Origin of the sequence: Dyadobacter sp. BE31, from assembly GCF_031457695.1 — a bacterium.
Classification (GTDB): domain Bacteria; phylum Bacteroidota; class Bacteroidia; order Cytophagales; family Spirosomataceae; genus Dyadobacter.
The window spans coordinates 1,066,509-1,082,611 of the sequence record NZ_JAVDXA010000003.1; the positions used below are offsets into that span (position 1 = coordinate 1,066,509).

The 16,103-nt window shown below is 51.8% G+C and carries 13 protein-coding genes; 8 read left to right on the top strand and 5 right to left on the bottom strand.

The window, feature by feature from the left end:
* Positions 1–17: 17 nt before the first annotated feature.
* Positions 18–605, bottom strand: a complete 588-nt coding sequence (locus tag J2Y43_RS20060) for a Crp/Fnr family transcriptional regulator (protein ID WP_309986271.1) — start codon at positions 603–605, stop codon at positions 18–20.
* Positions 606–919: 314 nt separating this feature from the next.
* Between J2Y43_RS20060 and J2Y43_RS20065 the strand changes: the two genes are divergently transcribed.
* The 6 genes from J2Y43_RS20065 to J2Y43_RS20090 all read left to right on the top strand — a co-directional run bounded on the left by J2Y43_RS20065 (position 920) and on the right by J2Y43_RS20090 (position 10,472).
* Positions 920–1,501, top strand: coding sequence for a sigma-70 family RNA polymerase sigma factor (locus J2Y43_RS20065; protein WP_309986274.1), 582 nt, complete (start codon positions 920–922; stop codon positions 1,499–1,501).
* A 59-nt stretch (positions 1,502–1,560) separates the two neighbouring features.
* A complete protein-coding gene (locus tag J2Y43_RS20070; protein WP_309986277.1) occupies positions 1,561–2,658 on the top strand; it encodes a FecR domain-containing protein in 1,098 nt (365 codons plus the stop codon).
* Positions 2,659–2,720: 62 nt separating this feature from the next.
* A complete protein-coding gene (locus J2Y43_RS20075; RefSeq protein WP_309986280.1) occupies positions 2,721–6,041 on the top strand; it encodes a TonB-dependent receptor in 3,321 nt (1,106 codons plus the stop codon).
* Positions 6,042–6,053: 12 nt separating this feature from the next.
* Entirely contained in the window at positions 6,054–7,754 is a 1,701-nt protein-coding gene (locus J2Y43_RS20080; RefSeq protein WP_309986283.1) for a RagB/SusD family nutrient uptake outer membrane protein, read from the top strand.
* Positions 7,755–7,908: 154 nt separating this feature from the next.
* The gene (locus J2Y43_RS20085; RefSeq protein WP_309986285.1) at positions 7,909–9,171 is read left to right on the top strand and encodes a polysaccharide pyruvyl transferase family protein; all 1,263 of its coding nucleotides are present in this window, start codon (positions 7,909–7,911) and stop codon (positions 9,169–9,171) included.
* Positions 9,172–9,203: 32 nt separating this feature from the next.
* Complete coding sequence (locus J2Y43_RS20090) at positions 9,204–10,472, top strand: polysaccharide pyruvyl transferase family protein (RefSeq protein WP_309986288.1); 1,269 nt, start codon at positions 9,204–9,206, stop codon at positions 10,470–10,472.
* Between the two features lie 140 nt (positions 10,473–10,612).
* Here the strand turns inward: J2Y43_RS20090 and J2Y43_RS20095 are convergent, their stop codons facing one another.
* The 4 genes from J2Y43_RS20095 to J2Y43_RS20110 form a co-directional block, all read right to left on the bottom strand.
* Complete coding sequence (locus J2Y43_RS20095) at positions 10,613–11,458, bottom strand: SDR family oxidoreductase (protein ID WP_309986291.1); 846 nt, start codon at positions 11,456–11,458, stop codon at positions 10,613–10,615.
* Between the two features lie 161 nt (positions 11,459–11,619).
* Complete coding sequence (locus J2Y43_RS20100; protein WP_309986294.1) at positions 11,620–12,297, bottom strand: hypothetical protein; 678 nt, start codon at positions 12,295–12,297, stop codon at positions 11,620–11,622.
* Between the two features lie 229 nt (positions 12,298–12,526).
* Positions 12,527–13,219: a LytTR family DNA-binding domain-containing protein gene (locus tag J2Y43_RS20105; RefSeq protein WP_309986298.1), complete on the bottom strand. Its 693-nt coding sequence runs from the start codon at positions 13,217–13,219 to the stop codon at positions 12,527–12,529.
* Positions 13,216–14,256 (bottom strand): histidine kinase, encoded by a 1,041-nt coding sequence (locus J2Y43_RS20110; RefSeq protein WP_309986301.1) that lies wholly within the window; start codon positions 14,254–14,256, stop codon positions 13,216–13,218. Before J2Y43_RS20110 ends, J2Y43_RS20105 begins: the two co-directional genes overlap by 4 nt.
* Positions 14,257–14,417: 161 nt before the next feature.
* Between J2Y43_RS20110 and J2Y43_RS20115 the strand changes: the two genes are divergently transcribed.
* Together J2Y43_RS20115 and J2Y43_RS20120 are read left to right on the top strand one after the other, a co-directional pair.
* Positions 14,418–15,326 (top strand): ABC transporter ATP-binding protein, encoded by a 909-nt coding sequence (locus J2Y43_RS20115; protein WP_309986303.1) that lies wholly within the window; start codon positions 14,418–14,420, stop codon positions 15,324–15,326.
* Position 15,327: 1 nt separating this feature from the next.
* Positions 15,328–16,098 (top strand): ABC transporter permease, encoded by a 771-nt coding sequence (locus tag J2Y43_RS20120; RefSeq protein WP_309986307.1) that lies wholly within the window; start codon positions 15,328–15,330, stop codon positions 16,096–16,098.
* Positions 16,099–16,103: the final 5 nt, after the last annotated feature.

A 16,103-nucleotide genomic window follows, 5' to 3' on the forward strand; every position in this document is an offset into this window, starting at 1 on the left:
TATTGCATTCCTGTTCGTCACCTTTTTACGCGTTTTCGGATGCGGCTGAGCGACGGGTTGGTAATACCGAGATAGGATGAAATATGGTACGCCGGGATCCGCTCGACGATGTTGGGATGCTCTTCCAATAGCCTCAGGTAGCGCTCTTCATGGGAAAAAAACATAAATTCCTCGGTACGGGTCTGCGCATAGGAAAAAAACAGTTCCGCCAGTAACCTCCCGAATTTTCCCCAATTGGGGTTCGTTTCATAGAGGCCATTGAGATCTTTGTAGGAAATAAATACGATTTCGGAATCTTCCATGGCCTCTATGAAATACCAGCAGGGATTGCGGGAAATGAAGCTTCTGAATGAAACGACAAATTGATTTTCCGAGAAAAAGAAGAGGTTCTTATCCCTGTCGGTCTGCGGATCACGGTAATATATCCTGAAAATTCCTTTCACTACCAGGCCGAGGTCATTGCAAACCATACTTTGCATATTAAAGAAATCGCCTTTCCGGATCTTCCGCGGTTTCCAGAAAGGCTGACTCTCGGCAATATCTTTATCTGTCAATGCATCGAACTTCCTTAAATGGCGTGCGACGATCTCGTTTTTCTCTGACATAACTGGAACAACTGGTTGGGCACTAAATTAACGTTTTGCCATCACCGGATCTCGGCGGGGGCCAAAACGTCACAAATTACGGATAACCTGTTCGACAAGATTTTCACTTTGGTTAAAATTTAAGCCGGCGGAAACCTCGTCGGCGGCTTAGTGCGCAATGCAAAGGCACTATCCGATATGCAACAACTGCCGGGCGGGAAAAGGTCGGTGCCGGTCGGTCAGAGTAAATAGGGGAATCCGCCGTCTCTTAATGCGGAACGGGCAGGCTGGCACCTGGCCGGCCCCAACCCATTAACTAACCCGACCCATCCGCGTTGCCTGAATTAACCGAACAAGAGCTCTGGAAAATGTTTCAGGATGGCGATGAAGAAGCCTATACGAAACTTTATCGTCTCTATATCAAGAATATGTACCGTTACGGATCCAGCCTGGTGGCTGCATCCGATGCATTTGTGATGGACTGTATCCATGATGTTTTTACGGAAATGTGGATCAAACGCGAGCGGCTTTCGGTTCCGGTGCATGTGAAATATTATCTGCTTAAAGCGCTCAAAACCCGCATCATACATTTGTTGGAACGCAAGGAGCGGCCCTTCACCCCTCTGTCGGAAATCGATGCGGAGATCTTCGATCCCGACGATTTTGAAATTTTGGAAGAGCTTGATATGGCCGTGTCGCGGCAGGACAAGCTGAATGTCCTGATCGCCAAGCTGCCGCAGCGCCAGCAGGAGGCGATCAAGCTGCGGTTTATCGAAAACCTGAATTACAGCCAGATCGCCGAGATTCTGCAAATGAACACCCAGTCAGCCAAAAATCTCGTATTTCGGGCCATTGAGAAGCTCCGCGGCTGGATTATCCTTCCTGTTCTTCACTTTTTTAATATTTTTTTGGGTTAAACTGAGTACTATTTGTGGGTTCCGTCATCTATGTATGAACCAGCACAAAGCATTGTACCTTGGACCATTCACTGGATAATTACCTCACTGCCGATTTTCTGCTCTCGGACGAGTTCGTCGGCCATCAGTTGGAGCCTACTCCGGAAACGGCGCAGCTGTGGGAGGCGTGGCTGGCCGGCAACCCGCCCAATCTGGCGGAATGGAACAGGGCGGTATACTTGCTGGAATCCATCCGGCAGGGACTTAGCGAATATGCCGAAAACGTCATTTCCGACGAGGCGATCGAAGCCCTCCTGGCCAGGATCAGGGAAACGAACCACCGGCAGCATGCGCCGGTGCACCGCATCGGTTATACCCGATGGGCTGCGGCAGCGGTACTCTTGCTGGTGAGCGGCCTGTTTGCCTACTGGTGGCTCAGCGGGCAGGGTTCGCAAACCTACTACGCCACCCGCGTGAGCGAGGTGCGCGGCGCGTACACCGAGCGCGCCAACCGAAGTAATGCTGTCGAAACAATCGTACTTCCCGACAGTTCCATGGTGAAACTCGCGCCGGGCAGCAGGATCAGCTTCAAACCCGCGTTCGACGCCGCTGCGAGGGAAGTGTACCTCTCCGGAGAGGCAGACTTCAAAGTTACCCACGACGTTCGGAAGCCTTTTCTGGTGTATGCCAATGAGGTGGTGACCCGCGTGCTGGGTACGCAGTTTACGGTGCGGGCGTTCGATGCCGAGGCGAAGGTGCTGGTAAATGTCTCGTCCGGGCAGGTCTCGGTTTCGAAGGATAATGGGGTGGTTGAAAAGGGAAAGTCGCGGTCGACGAGCGGGTTACTGTTACTACCCAATCAGCAGGCTGTATTCTCACGGCAGGCCGAGGAGTTCAGCAAGTCGATCGTCCCGGAGCCGAAGGTGATCGGCACGACCAGGCAAATGCCTTCCTTCGAATACGACGCTGTGCCGGTTAGCGAGGTGATCCGCGACATGGAAGGGGCGTATGGTATTTCCATTCTTTACAATCAGGAACAATTAAAAAACTGTGAGCTCAGTGCTTCGCTTAAAACCGAAACTTTTGAAGAGAAGCTCCGGGTCATTTGTACGACCATCAATGCGGACTACCAGAAGCTCGACGGCCAGGTAGTCATTCATGGCGGCGAGTGCCGGTAACTGGTGAATCTTAGTGTATTTCAAATCTCCCGCCTTGCTGCGGGACAGCTAAACTATTTCTTATGAAAAAACTTGCCGCACATTATGCATTCAAATGCATGAGGAGCACCGTGGGACCTGTGCTGCTGGTCCTTGGAATGATCCATCTCTCCTGGGCCCGAAGTGCCGCGGGGCAGGAGCTGCTTAATCGAAGTATATCCATTACCGTTCAAGGGAAAAGCCTCAAATCGGTATTGCACCTGATCGAGAAACAGGCCGAGATCAAGTTCTCGTACAGCCCACAGGTGGTGCCCGTGCAGCAGCGGGTCACATTAAGTGCCGACAACCGGAGCCTGGGCGAAGTGCTGGACCTGATCCTGAAACCCGTGCAGGTGCGCTATGTGGTGGCAGGAAGGCAGATTATCCTTTCACGGGCGGAGCCGGAACAAAAATCGGGGAGTATCGCGCCCGCGCACAGTTCCGGGGCCTCGCCCATGCGTGCGCAGGAACGCCGCGTGGAAGGGACGGTGACCGACGAGGCCGGAGCCGGCCTGCCCGGGGTCAGTGTGGTCATAAAAGGTACCCAGTCGGGAACGGTGACTGATGTGGACGGGAAATTTGACCTGGAAATTCCGCAGGAGGCAAGCTTGCTCGTGTTTTCGTTCGTGGGTTACCTGCCGCAAGAGGTAGAAATCGGCCCGCGGACACAACTGAATGTGGTTTTGAAACCCGATACCAAGGCATTGGAGGAAGTGGTGGTGGTAGGTTATGGCACTGTCAAAAAACGTGATCTTACCGGCGCCATCGCGAGCGTGAATGTGGAGCAAACGCGGCTGCAACCCAACACCAATGCATCCCAGATGCTGCGGGGAACGACGGCGGGTGTGCAGGTGACGGACAATGGCCGGCCCGGCCAGGTAGGGGCGATCAAGATTCGGGGTACCAACTCCATCTCGGCAAGCACAGCGCCGCTCATTGTCCTGGACGGTATTATTTACGCCGGTGGAAGCCTCGCCGACATCAATCCGAGCGATATCGAGTCGATCGACGTGCTGAAAGATGCCAGTTCGACGGCCATTTATGGTTCGCTGGCTGCGAACGGGGTAATCGAGATCACCACCAAGCGGGGGAAGTCGGGCAAGCCTGTGTTTTCGTTCAATACCTATGCAGGTGCTTCCGACTATGCATTTTTACCTAAACTCCTGAATGCGGAGCAATACCTGGCCGCACGCAAGGACGCCGAAATCGCCGACGGCGGAGCGGTACCATTTCAGCCGGTGGAGTTGGAGAATATGGCTGCGGGGCGGTCGATCAAACCCTTTGAGGAAATCAAACAATCAGCACCGATGTCGAATTATGAACTGAGCGTGTCGGGCAAAACCGACCGCACGAGCTATTTCTTTTCCGGCGGGTACCTGAAAGCGAAGTCGCCGGTGAAAGGGGATAATTTCAGCCGGATTTCCAGCAGGCTCAACCTTTCGGTAGATGCTACCGACTGGCTGAAACTGGGCGTGAACTCCGGCTTTACCTCGCGCGACGATTCGGGTGTGCGCGCGGACCTCGTGGCGACGACCTACCTGAGCCCTTATGCCAGCCTTTTTCTGGCCGATGGCAAGTCGCCCCGTCCGTTACCCCAGGATATTGGTCTGGTAGCCAATCCGCTGATCGGCTATGCATTGAATGACCGGAAATCGATCACTAATGCATTGTTTGCCAATGGTTTTGCCGACGTGCGCATTTGGAAAGGCCTTTCCTACAAGCTGAATGCGGCCTACACCCGGACCGATTCCAAGGAATTTAAGTACAACCCATCGTACGAGCCTCTGAACCGGCTTGGTTCCGGCTCGAAGCGCCACGGTGAAAAGCAGAACATTACCATCGAAAACATCGTCAGCTACAAACAGCAGATCACACCGCGCCAGAGCCTCGACGTGACGTTACTTTACGGTGCCTATGAGCAGAAGGAAGAGTTCTCGCAGCTTTCCAGCCAGAATATTTTCAACGACGCGTTGGGTTACAATGCATTGGAAATCGGGGAGGGGTTTAATATCGACGCGGGGGCCATTAAAAACCGTCAGCTTTCGAGCATGGCCAGGCTGGGGTACTCCATTGCCGGCAAGTACCTGGCCACGGTGAGCATGCGCCGGGATGGTTTTTCGGCCTTCGGAGCGGGGAACAAGTTTGGGGTGTTTCCGGCGGCTGCATTGAGCTGGAATGTAACGGAGGAGGCGTTTATGCGGGATTTGAAGCAAATAAATTTTCTAAAAATACGGGCTTCCTGGGGCCGGAACGGGAACCGCGGCGTGGCTGAATATTCCTCTCTGAGCCAGGTGGAACAGAAAAACTACGTCTTCGGGGATGGCGGCACCACGTCGGTGGGGTTGAGCCCCAGTAGTCTCGCTAACCCACGCCTGGGTTGGGAGACTTCCGAAAGCACGAATATCGGGGCCGACGTGCAGGCGTTCAACAGCCGGGTCATCGCTTCGGTGAACTACTACTGGACGCGGACTTACGACCTGCTGCTCAAACAGGCCATTCCTAATACCAACGGCTTTGAAGAGTTCCTGCGCAATGTAGGCCAGACCAAAAACCGCGGTTTGGAAATCGACCTGAAAACGACCAATATCCAGCGCGGCGGATTTGCCTGGAATACCAGCATTGCCTTTTCTTTTAACAGGAATAAAATCGTGAAACTAACCGGCCGCGACGTGAACAACGATGGCCGCGAGGACGACGACATTGCCAGCGGCTGGTTCATCGGGCATCCGCTGCTGAGCAACTACGATTATGTTTTCGACGGTATTTTCCAAACTGGCGACGACCTGAGCCTGATTCCGGGTGCAAAACCGGGCGACATTCGTTTCAAGGATATCAGCGGTCCGGACGGCGTACCCGACGGGAAGATCACGCCGCAGGACCGGACGGTAATCAGCAATGCGCAGCCGAAGTTTAATTTGGGCATTACCAATGTGTGGAGCTACAAGGGGCTGAGCTTGTCGGCGGCATTCAATATCCGCCAGGGAGGTTATACCAGAATGGACATGCTGAACCCGGGAACAAACTTCTATGACCAGGCCAATTTCCTGGACGTGCCTTACTGGACGCCGACGAACCCGATCAACACGCGGCCCAGGATCAACTACCGCAATCCCCTCGGCTATGGTTTTTACGAAAGCCGCAGTTTTGCGCGCCTGCAAGATGTTTCGCTATCCTATAATATTCCCGAAAAACTCTTGAAAGCAGTGAAAATAGGCTCGCTGCAAGTGTATGCGAGCGCGAAAAACCTGGCTACCTGGACCAAATGGAAGGGCTGGGACCCCGAGTTCGGCGGCGGCGGCAGAGGCCCGGGGGAGAATGGCCCTTTGCTCAAAACTTTTATTGCCGGGCTCAATATTTCTTTTTAAACCTGACCGATTATGAAAAGATACATTACCTTTTTGCTCACCCTGTGCGCGCTCGGGCTGACGACCGCCTGTGAGGAGTCGTACCTGGACGAAGTACCACTGGACCGTTTCAGTCCGGAAAACCTGCTCGTCAACGAAGCGGGCTATGATGCGGCGGTGGTATCGCTCTACGAAGGCGCCCGGCAGGAGCACAGCATTGCTTCCAACAACTTTGAATACATGACCGTGGGTACCGACCAAAGCCAATGGGGCCGGAACGACTCGCGCGGTAATAAGGATTACAGCCTGCTGAACTCCAACCTGGAAGCGACCGTCATTTACTGGGATTGGGCATTTAAGCAAATGATCGTCCGGGCGAACCTTATCCTGGACAACATCGATGACCCAAGCCTGAAAATCGCCGATGCGGCCCGGGCCAATATCAAGGGACAGGCGTTGTTTTTCAGGGCTTACACCTACAACTTTCTGGCTAATGTGTATGGAGGCGTACCTATTGTAAAAGAGCGGATCGTAGAGCCGAAGTTCGATTTCGTGCGCAACTCACGCCTGGAAGTACTGGAATTTGTTGCGCAGGATCTGGAAGCGGCCTCGGCTTTGCTGGCTATGGAAGTGCCGGACGGGAGAATCCCCCGGGCGGCGGCTTTTCACTTGCTGAGCGAGGTTTATATTTCATTGGGTATGGAAAAGAAAGATGATTCCTACTATGATAAATCCATTGCTGCAGCTACGAAGGTGATCAGTAAGGAGGCAGGTGATTATCAACTGATGACCCAGCGGTTCGGTAAAGCAAGCGCGCGGCCGGGTGATGTGTTCTCCGATGTTTTCGCCGATGGGCAGATCAACAAATCGTCGGGTAATAAGGAGGTAATGTGGGCCTGGCAGTTCGAGAACTTTACGCCCGGCGGCTATTCCACGGCGACGCTGGCCAATATCAGTATCCGTTACTGGGGGCCGGAATACGACAAAATCCAGTCCCCGAATGGCAGCGCCAATCTGCCTTCGGACAGCCTGGGCCGTGGTATCGGCGTAAATTCTCCAACCAATTATATCAAGTACGATATCTGGAAACTAGATCCGAACGATATCCGCAACTCGGCCTACAACATCCGCAGGACCTATTACTACAACAATGCGGCCGATAAGGAATATTTCGGCAAGCCGATCCTCACCAAACGAGGGGCGGACGGCCAGCTCTATACCACCAAAGCTGACGGCACGCCGACCAAATTTGTGCTGGACACATTGCGGCAATACTATCCCTACATCCGGAAAATCGAGGGAACACCGATGGGTAACAACAACCTGAGTGGCAATTCGGTGAAGGATTTCAGCCGGATGCGGGTTGCGGAAACGTACCTGCTGCGTGCCGAAGCTTATTTCAGGAAAGGCGATAAAACCCTGGCCGCCGCGGACCTCAACGTCGTTCGCGCGCGAGCGAAAGCCAAGCCGATCGCCGCAGCCGATGTGACCGAAGACTTTATCCTCGACGAACGTTCCCGCGAACTGGTGGTGGAAGAGCCCCGCCTGCGTACGCTCATCCGCATGGGCAGGCTCGTAGACAGGGTGCGCAAGTACAATTCGGTGCCCTCGGTGCCGAACGGCCCATCGTCGGGCTCGACCATCCAGGACTTCAACCGCTACTGGCCCATTCCGCAGAAGGTGATCGATGCCAATACCGGAGCCAAATTTGAGCAAAATCCCGGCTATCGGTAGAGTTGTGTAGTGTTTTAAATCAATGAATTAGGCTCTAGGTTCTAAGCTTTAAGCTTTAAGCTTTAAGCTCTAAGCTCTAAGCTTTAAGCTCTAAGTTCTAAGCTTTAAGCTCTAAGCTTTAAGCTTTAAGCTCTCAACTCTAAACTCTTAACACATGCAATCCAGAAGATCATTTCTGAAATACAGCGCATTGTTATCGGGCCTTGCGGTGGGGCTGGACGCGTTCGGTCAGGCGGCGCAGCGCAGCATTTTGCTCCGGTCGTCGTGGCAGGTCGAAAATATCGGCGATATCGGACACACACCGGGCGTGATCACGTTGTTGGAGCAGCATTATCCCGACGTGGAAGTGCGCTTATGGCCGGTTGATATCGGCAAAGGCGTGGACCAGATGCTTGCCAAACGCTTTCCCAAATTGAAAATCATTACTTCGGAAGCCGATGTTGGAAAGGCATTTGCCGAATGCGCATTCATGCTCCACGGCTCGGGGCCTTCTCTCGTGCGGGGCAAAGACCTGGCATTGTGGAAAGAGCAGACCGGCAAACCCTACGGCATTTATGGTATTACATTTCCGGGTGTGTACGGCCTGCCAGCCGATCGCTGGAAGTTCAAGCCGGAAGATATTTCGATTATGACTGGCGCGCAATTTGCCCTGTTCCGGGACTCGGCCTCGCTTGCATTTGCCCGGGAAAAGGGGGTAAAATCGCCCATTATGGAATTTTGCCCGGATGGCGCATTCGCCGCGGATTTGAAAGATGATGCGAAAGCGACTGCATTTCTGAAAAACCATGACCTGAAAGACGGCCAGTTTGTGTGCGTGATCCCGCAGCTTCGTTTCACGCCCTGGTGGGAGCTGCCCCGCAAGAACCAGAAGCCTAATGCCGACAAGCACGCCCGCAACGAGGCCATGAAAGAGCACGACAACGCGCCGATCCGCGCGGCTATTACCGCCGTGGCCCGCCAGACACCCTACAAAATCCTGATCGTCCCGGAAAACGAAACGCAGATGCGGATCGGCAAAGAAATGCTTTTTGACCCGCTGCCCGACGATGTGAAGCAAAAAACGGTGCTGCGGACGGAATACTGGCTCACCGACGAGGCAATAAGTACTTATGTACGTTCGGCGGGGCTGTTCGGCATCGAAATGCATTCACCCATTATGTGCATCGGCAACCGCATTCCCGCGATCGTATGCCGCTTTGAGGAGCAAACCAGCAAGGGGATAATGTGGAAAGACATCGGGCTGGGCGAATGGCTTTTCGACCTCGACAAGTCCGATGATATCGATAGGCTGGTACCTGCGGTGCTGGACATGCTGACGAACAAAAAAGCGACCTCGCAGAAGGTCGACAAGGCGCTTGCATTCGTGCATAAGCGCCAGAAGGAGACCATGGCATTAATGAGGCAGTACCTCAGTTAGTTTAATAAAGGAAGTTTAAATTGTTATCAACCATGCATTTGAAAAACAGAAGAGATTTTATAAAAAATGCCGCTGCGCTGGCGGGAGTGATCCTGTTGGGCGAAATGGCGCAAGCCAAGGCCGATCCCACGATCCTGTTTGTTTCGGGCTGGCAGGACGTGAACATCGGCGATATCGCGCATACGCCGGGCCTCATCGCATTGCTCAAAAAGCGGCTGCCGAAAGCGAAGCTGATCCTTTGGAAAAAGAGCAAAAGCGACTTCGCCGAAGGTATGCTCAAAAAGCACTATCCCGATTTACAAATTATTCACGGGCAGGTCAGCAAGGAAGGAGAACCGCAATCCGACGAGGTGAGAAAGGCATTTGCCACCGCCGACTTTTTCCTTCATGGCTCAGGCCCGTCGGTAGTGGCCGCCGACTATCTGGACAGCTGGCAAAAGCAGACCCAAAAGCCATTCGGAATTTTCGGGGTTACCATCCAGGACGTTACGCCCGATTTGAAAAGGATCATTCAAAATGCGTCCTTCATTTTTACCCGCGAAACAGCGTCGATCGCGAAGCTGAAAGAAGCCGGCCTCGAAGGAAAGCATATCGCGTTCGCGCCGGATGCCACATTTGCGATGGACATCCACGACGATGCCGCCGCAGCGAAATTTATCAGCGACAACAAGCTCACCGACCGGAAATTTATCTGCGTCATTCCCCGGCTAAGGCGGACGCCGTACTACAAGATCAGGCCTAACAATGCCGGATGGAGCCCCGAACGCATCCGCGAAGTGGACGAGCTGAACGACAAATGGAAGGAAATCGATCATGCCAAATTACGCGAAGCGATGGTGGCCTGGGTGCGAAAAACCAAAGGGAAAGTGGTAGTATGCCCGGAAATGACCTATCAACTGGACGTTATGGATGAGCTGCTGATCAACCCGCTGCCCGACGATATAAAACCTTATATCGTGAAACACGGCTACTGGCTGCCCGACGAGGCTGCATCCCTTTACAAAAGAGCGCAAGCGGTGCTGAGTTTCGAATGCCATTCACCGATCATCGCCGCCGCCAATGGTACGCCATGCTTCTACCTGCGCCAGCCCGAGGACACCATTAAAGGCCAGATGTACTACGATTTGGGCCTGGCAGACTGGACGTTTGAAATCGAGCAAACAAATGCGAAACAGATCACCGAACGCCTGTTGGAAGTGAATGCGGGCTATAATGCTGCATTGAAAAAGGTCCAGGCGGCCATGAGTAACGTCAGGGAGCGCTATAATGCCGTATTCACGATTGTGGGCGAGAAGGTTTGACAGGTGTCGGACACCTGTCATTTAGCAACCTTTTCCAGCTGCCCTTTTGTTTTCAAGCAATGCACGCTGCTAATCACACTGCTAAATATTCCACGAGCCGGATTTCAGGGATACGCCGCCTCGTATGCGATGTATTGACGTTAAAAACCGCTGTTTTCGGGGCTCGTGAATGGAGGAATAAAGGCGGTATCGTGGCTTGTCTTGTAGTTTAATGCGGAGGTTGTACCGCCCGTCACGTCTATGGTAGTGCCGGTGATCATGGCTGTCCAATCGGAAGCGGCAAAAACGGCGGTGTTGGCGATATCCATCATTCCGGGGAGCTTTTTGAGCATCGTGTCGCCTTCCATCGTCCCGATAATCTGAGAGGCAAGCTCGTTTCCGATACTGGCAAATGCATCGACGAATACGCGTGAGTCGGGCGAGCCTCCCGAACGGATGTTGACTACCCGCACGCCTGACCGCCCCAGCTCGGAAGCCAGGTTTCTGGAAAAGCTTTCGATTGCGCAACAAGCCACCCCAAATCCGCCGGTTCCCGGATAGCCAATGCCGCCGGGCGTTGCGGTAAGTGAGAGTATGACGCCTTTGCCCTGCCTGCTCATCACACGCCCGGCGGCCGTACCGGTTAGAAACTGGCTTTGTATAGCCCTTGAAATGGGTCTTGTAAAATCCTCCACGCTCATTTCCGTCAGGGGCATATCTTGCACATCTTCCAGGCCGATCGCGTTGAAACAGATATCGACGGAGCCATATTGCCCGGCAACCCACGACACGAATGCGTCAACTTCTGTTTTGTCAAGCGCATCCACCTGGCGGGTATGAACGTTTCCGCCCGCTGTGCGGATTTTGACGGCGGTATTTTCAACGCTCTCCAAATGAATGCCGGAGAGAAACACCTGGGCCCCGGCTGCTGCAAAGGCTTGTGCAACAGCACCTCCCAGTGAACCGCCCGCGCCGAATATGATTGCGTTTTTGTTTTGTAATAGCATGTCCGTCTCTGGTTGATGAATGCCAAACTTAGATAATACTTGCAAAGCTATCGCATGGCAAACTGGCCAATTAAAAGGGGGATCCGGGACAGTTAATGGTAGGGTGGAGACCAAAAACCATAAGCGGTTTATATTACAGGTAGTTAACCTGTCTTTTGGCACTAAACATCAAACTCCCCAATAAAACTCTCCGCCTTACCCTCCGCCGGATAATAATAGAATGCGAAAAGTAGCGTGCTTCCCGGTGAAACCTTGTTCCCGTTGGCGTCCAATCCTGGCCGGTCGCTAACCCAGCGCGATTGTTTGAGGATTTCGATGAGTTTGTTGTCTAATGCCGGAGAGAATCCGCTGATAGTCTTTACGGAATCGACAGTTAGATCGCCGTTGAAGGTGATTTCAAAAATTGCATAACGCTTTTTTAATGTTTCGTCACGGAAAGCATCAAGCCTTTTGCCGAGATCAACGCCATAGCGGGTTTTACTGGTTGTGACTATATTGTTCTGCTTCAAAAAACCGAGCATTTCCAGCTCACGTTCCTGGTTGTTGCGCCTTGGGATTGTCAGTATTACATAGCCAGAGCATGAGTCGAAAACGTAACGGTCTTGATCCGCTTTGTGCGCGTAAACCAGCATCTCCGTCCCTTTTTCAAAAAATACATCACAGGAACTCCTTCGTTTCCCGTCACTGCTCCCGTAAATGGATAGGGATTTTACAGGATTACCCTTAAAAAGCTGGTGAATGACGATGTTCGATTCATAGTGCGGTGCTGAACCTTGGTTGGCAAAAGTTTCAGTGATTGTTATTCGGGCTACAAAGTCGGATTGGACGTATTTCTCCATAAACTTTGGGTCCGAGCAATCACATGCACTGGCGTCGAAAGCGATTGCGAAAATGATGAATAAAAGAAGATGCTTCATGAGATTGCAAGAGCGTAATCCAAAGTTCTATAAATATATAAATAAATTACATATGCGCTCTATGCCAGGCGTTTCTCAGTATTAATGCTTGGCTGCGGGTACATAATATAAATGTCTGGTTCAGGTATGCTGAATCAGCGAAGGCTGGCGATTATGTCAATCCAATCGCCTTTATAAAGTCCGATTTGAAGTTTTCGCCGAGCGGGATTGCATTCTTTTTGATAAACACTTTGTTGTGATGAAGGCTGGTTACTTTCGAGGTATTGATGATAAATGAGCGGTGTACGCGCTGAAATCCGTTGCCGGGCAATTTCTTTTCGATATACGACAAAGACATCGTGCTGATCAACATATCGTCTTCGGTCACGACTTTCGTATTGTTCCTGCTGGCTTCGAGGTAGAGTATTTTTTCGGCATCTACGCGGTGGATAGCTCCTTCGTTTTTAATGAATAGAAAATGACTCTGAGGAAGGCGCCGCTTTGTATCGGCGGCGATATTTTTGACTGCCTTTTCCGTTGCAATGATAAACCGGTCCAGCGAAAACGGCTTCACCAAATAATCACACGCCGACAACTCGAATGCTTCGACGGCGAATTCACTGTAAGCGGTCGTGAAAATGACCTGGGGTTGCCTCGGTAAAGTCCTTACCAACTCAATGCCGCTCAAAACAGGCATATTGATGTCGACATAAAGGATATCAATGTCGGACACTGCCATTGTTTCGCGCGCGGCCAGGGCATCGCCCAGGCTGCCTGCTACATTTAGTTTCGGCGAAAATTTACAGTACTCGGATAGGATATCCCGCGCAATCGGGGAATCGTCGACGATCAGACAATTTATCATGGCGTTTTCATTTTTAGCGCTAACTTCATTTTGTATTCGTCCCCTTGTTTTTCAGCGTGGTAGCGGAAGTTATTCCCGTAGATCAGTTCCAATCTCCGAAGTGTGTGGTTGAGCCCCATGCCGGAGGAGTCTGGCAATTCTTTGCTACGCGGAATGGCTGCCGGACAGGTATTACAAACCTCGAAATGCAACCAACTATCCCTGACATTTAATTTAACCCTGATTGCCGGAGAACCGCTTTGCGCATGGCGTGAGTGCTTGAAAGCATTTTCGACAAACACAATCAACAGCATGGGCGCAATCAGCAAATTACTGTCGGCCACCTCTTCGATTTGCTCCTCGAAGCAGATTTTGGCGTCCGTCTGTATCCTTTCAAAATGAATATAGTTTTTAATGTAGGTAATTTCCTTGTAAACGGGGATAAATGGCTGCCTGGTTTGATAGAGCGAGTAACGCAGCAATTCGGAGAGCTTTAACAGCAGGTCGGGTACGCGGCTGTGCTGAGTAATCGAGAGTCCATAGATATTGTTGAGCGTATTGAAAAGAAAATGAGGGCTTAGCTGCGCAATAAGCAGTTCAAGCTCGCTCTGCTTTTGCTGCTGACGTAAGTTGGCATCATTGATCTGTCGTACGAGGCTCCCTCTTACCAATGACACGGAAACTCCCAGGAATGCGAACAGGGCAACCAGCGGGAAGCTGATCGCCAGGTATTGTCCAAAATGGTTACAGTAATCGCCCTTGAAAAGGAGCCCGGCCCCAATGGTCCCCAGCACCGTCCAGGCTGTAAAAACGGCCAGCGCTCCGAGGGCAACTGGCCAATTTACGTTCTGGGAGGCGATTAGTTTGCCCAGCCATCTGCCCAGATAGGTACTGAACAGAATGTAAAGGCAGCAGCAAAGTGCCGCAAAGCCTATTCCTTCGTTGCCGCTTAAAACAACGGGGATCGAAAATATGGCGACAAACGTCAGGCAGAATACGACATGGATGCCGGTTTTTGATGCTATTAATCCGGATGCCAAGACGTCGACAGGCTTCATAGGTGAAAGGGGGGATTAATCGTTGGACTGGCAGATAAGGTTTCGGCATTGAAAAATACGTTCCGGGCACCAATTCTTACCCGTCTGTCCGATCTTTTTTATCGCAGAGGCGAGCAGTGTAACATTGTAGCAGGTTTATTAGCCACTATTGAATACCACAAATGACCGCCATTGTTTCCGCAAACGGATTGCGATTTGGATATACGCCGCAAACTCCAACCGTTAAAAACATCGATTTGAATATTGGGCCGGGGCAAATCTACGGGTTCCTGGGCCCGAATGGCGCCGGAAAAACGACCACGATCCGGTTGCTGCTCGGATTGCTTCCGCCAGACGACGGAATGGTAGAGCTGTTTGGACAACCATTCGCACAGGATCGCAGGCATCTTTTTTCGAGGATCGGCGCGATGATCGAGGCACCTTCCCTTTATGAGCATTTAACAGCCTTTGAAAATCTGGAAATCAACCGGCGCATTCGTAAGCTCTCCAGATCCAGGATCAGCGAGGTATTGCAAACCGTTGACTTGTCGGCGGTTACCGGCGTTAAAGTGCGGGAGTTTTCACTCGGAATGAAGCAGCGCCTGGGGCTGGCAGTTGCCTTGCTTCCGGCGCCGGAGCTACTGATCCTGGACGAACCCACGAATGGTTTGGACCCGCATGGGATCATTCAGATCAGGGAGCTTTTTCAGAGGCTGAACCGGGATTGCGGAACGACGATTCTCGTATCAAGCCACATCCTTACAGAGGTGGAGAAGCTCGCCACGCACATCGGGATTATCAATGAGGGGCAATTTGTTTTTCAAGGCACCATGCAAGCTTTGCAGGATCTGCGTTTTGAAAATTCAACCATCGACCTCGAAACGAATGATAATCAGGCCGCAGCGGCATTGTTAGATGGTAGGTATCATGTTGTGTGCAATACCGGAGGCAGGTTGACGCTGCGCCTGGCGAACAAAGAACAGGCTGCCCAAGTTTGCCGGATGATGTGTGAAGCCGGCCTGGACGTTTACCGGCTTGCCGCGCATGCAGACGATCTTGAGAAAATTTTCCTCCAATTGGTGAAGCGCTGATATGAGAGATCTGACCGACTTCTATCTGACCGAGCTGATCAAGCTTCGCAGGACGTTTGCACTCTGGCTGACAGTCATTGGAGCTGCCATTATTCCGCTCATGTTGATCATCACGTACATTTACAACTGGGAGATGTTTGTTCCCGCGGCGGGTGTGAACCCATGGAGCGAGTTGTTCGCGAGGGCATTCAACGGTATTATTTTGTTCATGCCGCTCTATATTATTTTGCTGATAGGGCTCATTTTCAACATAGAATACAAGGCTAATGCATGGAAGCATGTATTGGTGCTTCCCGTGTCGAAAGCAATCATATTCGCGGGCAAGTACCTGCTTGTATTGACGATGGTTTTTGCTTTCATGGCATTGTTTGTCCTTTTTACTTTCGTTGCCGGAGAAATATTAGGCATCTGTAAACCTGGACTCAATTTCGGCATCCATCGCCCTGAGGTTTTTACGGTGTTAGATTTTTCTATCAAAGTTAAAACAGCCGTATTAGCGATCATTTCCATTCATTTTTGGCTTGGACTCAAAGTCAGGAATCTGATTTCCGCGCTGGGTGTCGGTCTGGCTGGAATAGCGCTTGCCGTATTGATGAATGGCAAAGGAGGCTACGCCGACTTTTTCCCATATGCATATTCGATCATGCTTTTAAACTATAATTCATCACCTGATCATGCGAACCCCGAGCGCTTTCTGCTGGTAAGTATGGCGTACTTTCTGGTATTTTCAGTGCTTGCGTTTTGTCAATTTCAAAGGTCCTTCAAGGGATAGCACTT

Bases quoted from the DNA above. Each gene is read 5' to 3' on its own strand.
- J2Y43_RS20060 (WP_309986271.1), bottom strand. From the start codon at position 605: ATGTCAGAGAAAAACGAGATCGTCGCACGCCATTTAAGGAAGTTCGAT.
- J2Y43_RS20120 (WP_309986307.1), top strand. From the start codon at position 15,328: ATGAGAGATCTGACCGACTTCTATCTGACCGAGCTGATCAAGCTTCGC.
- J2Y43_RS20090 (WP_309986288.1), top strand. From the start codon at position 9,204: ATGCATTTGAAAAACAGAAGAGATTTTATAAAAAATGCCGCTGCGCTG.
- J2Y43_RS20105 (WP_309986298.1), bottom strand. From the start codon at position 13,219: ATGATAAATTGTCTGATCGTCGACGATTCCCCGATTGCGCGGGATATC.
- J2Y43_RS20075 (WP_309986280.1), top strand. From the start codon at position 2,721: ATGAAAAAACTTGCCGCACATTATGCATTCAAATGCATGAGGAGCACC.
- J2Y43_RS20095 (WP_309986291.1), bottom strand. From the start codon at position 11,458: ATGCTATTACAAAACAAAAACGCAATCATATTCGGCGCGGGCGGTTCA.
- J2Y43_RS20080 (WP_309986283.1), top strand. From the start codon at position 6,054: ATGAAAAGATACATTACCTTTTTGCTCACCCTGTGCGCGCTCGGGCTG.
- J2Y43_RS20085 (WP_309986285.1), top strand. From the start codon at position 7,909: ATGCAATCCAGAAGATCATTTCTGAAATACAGCGCATTGTTATCGGGC.
- J2Y43_RS20115 (WP_309986303.1), top strand. From the start codon at position 14,418: ATGACCGCCATTGTTTCCGCAAACGGATTGCGATTTGGATATACGCCG.
- J2Y43_RS20100 (WP_309986294.1), bottom strand. From the start codon at position 12,297: ATGGAGAAATACGTCCAATCCGACTTTGTAGCCCGAATAACAATCACT.
- J2Y43_RS20110 (WP_309986301.1), bottom strand. From the start codon at position 14,256: ATGAAGCCTGTCGACGTCTTGGCATCCGGATTAATAGCATCAAAAACC.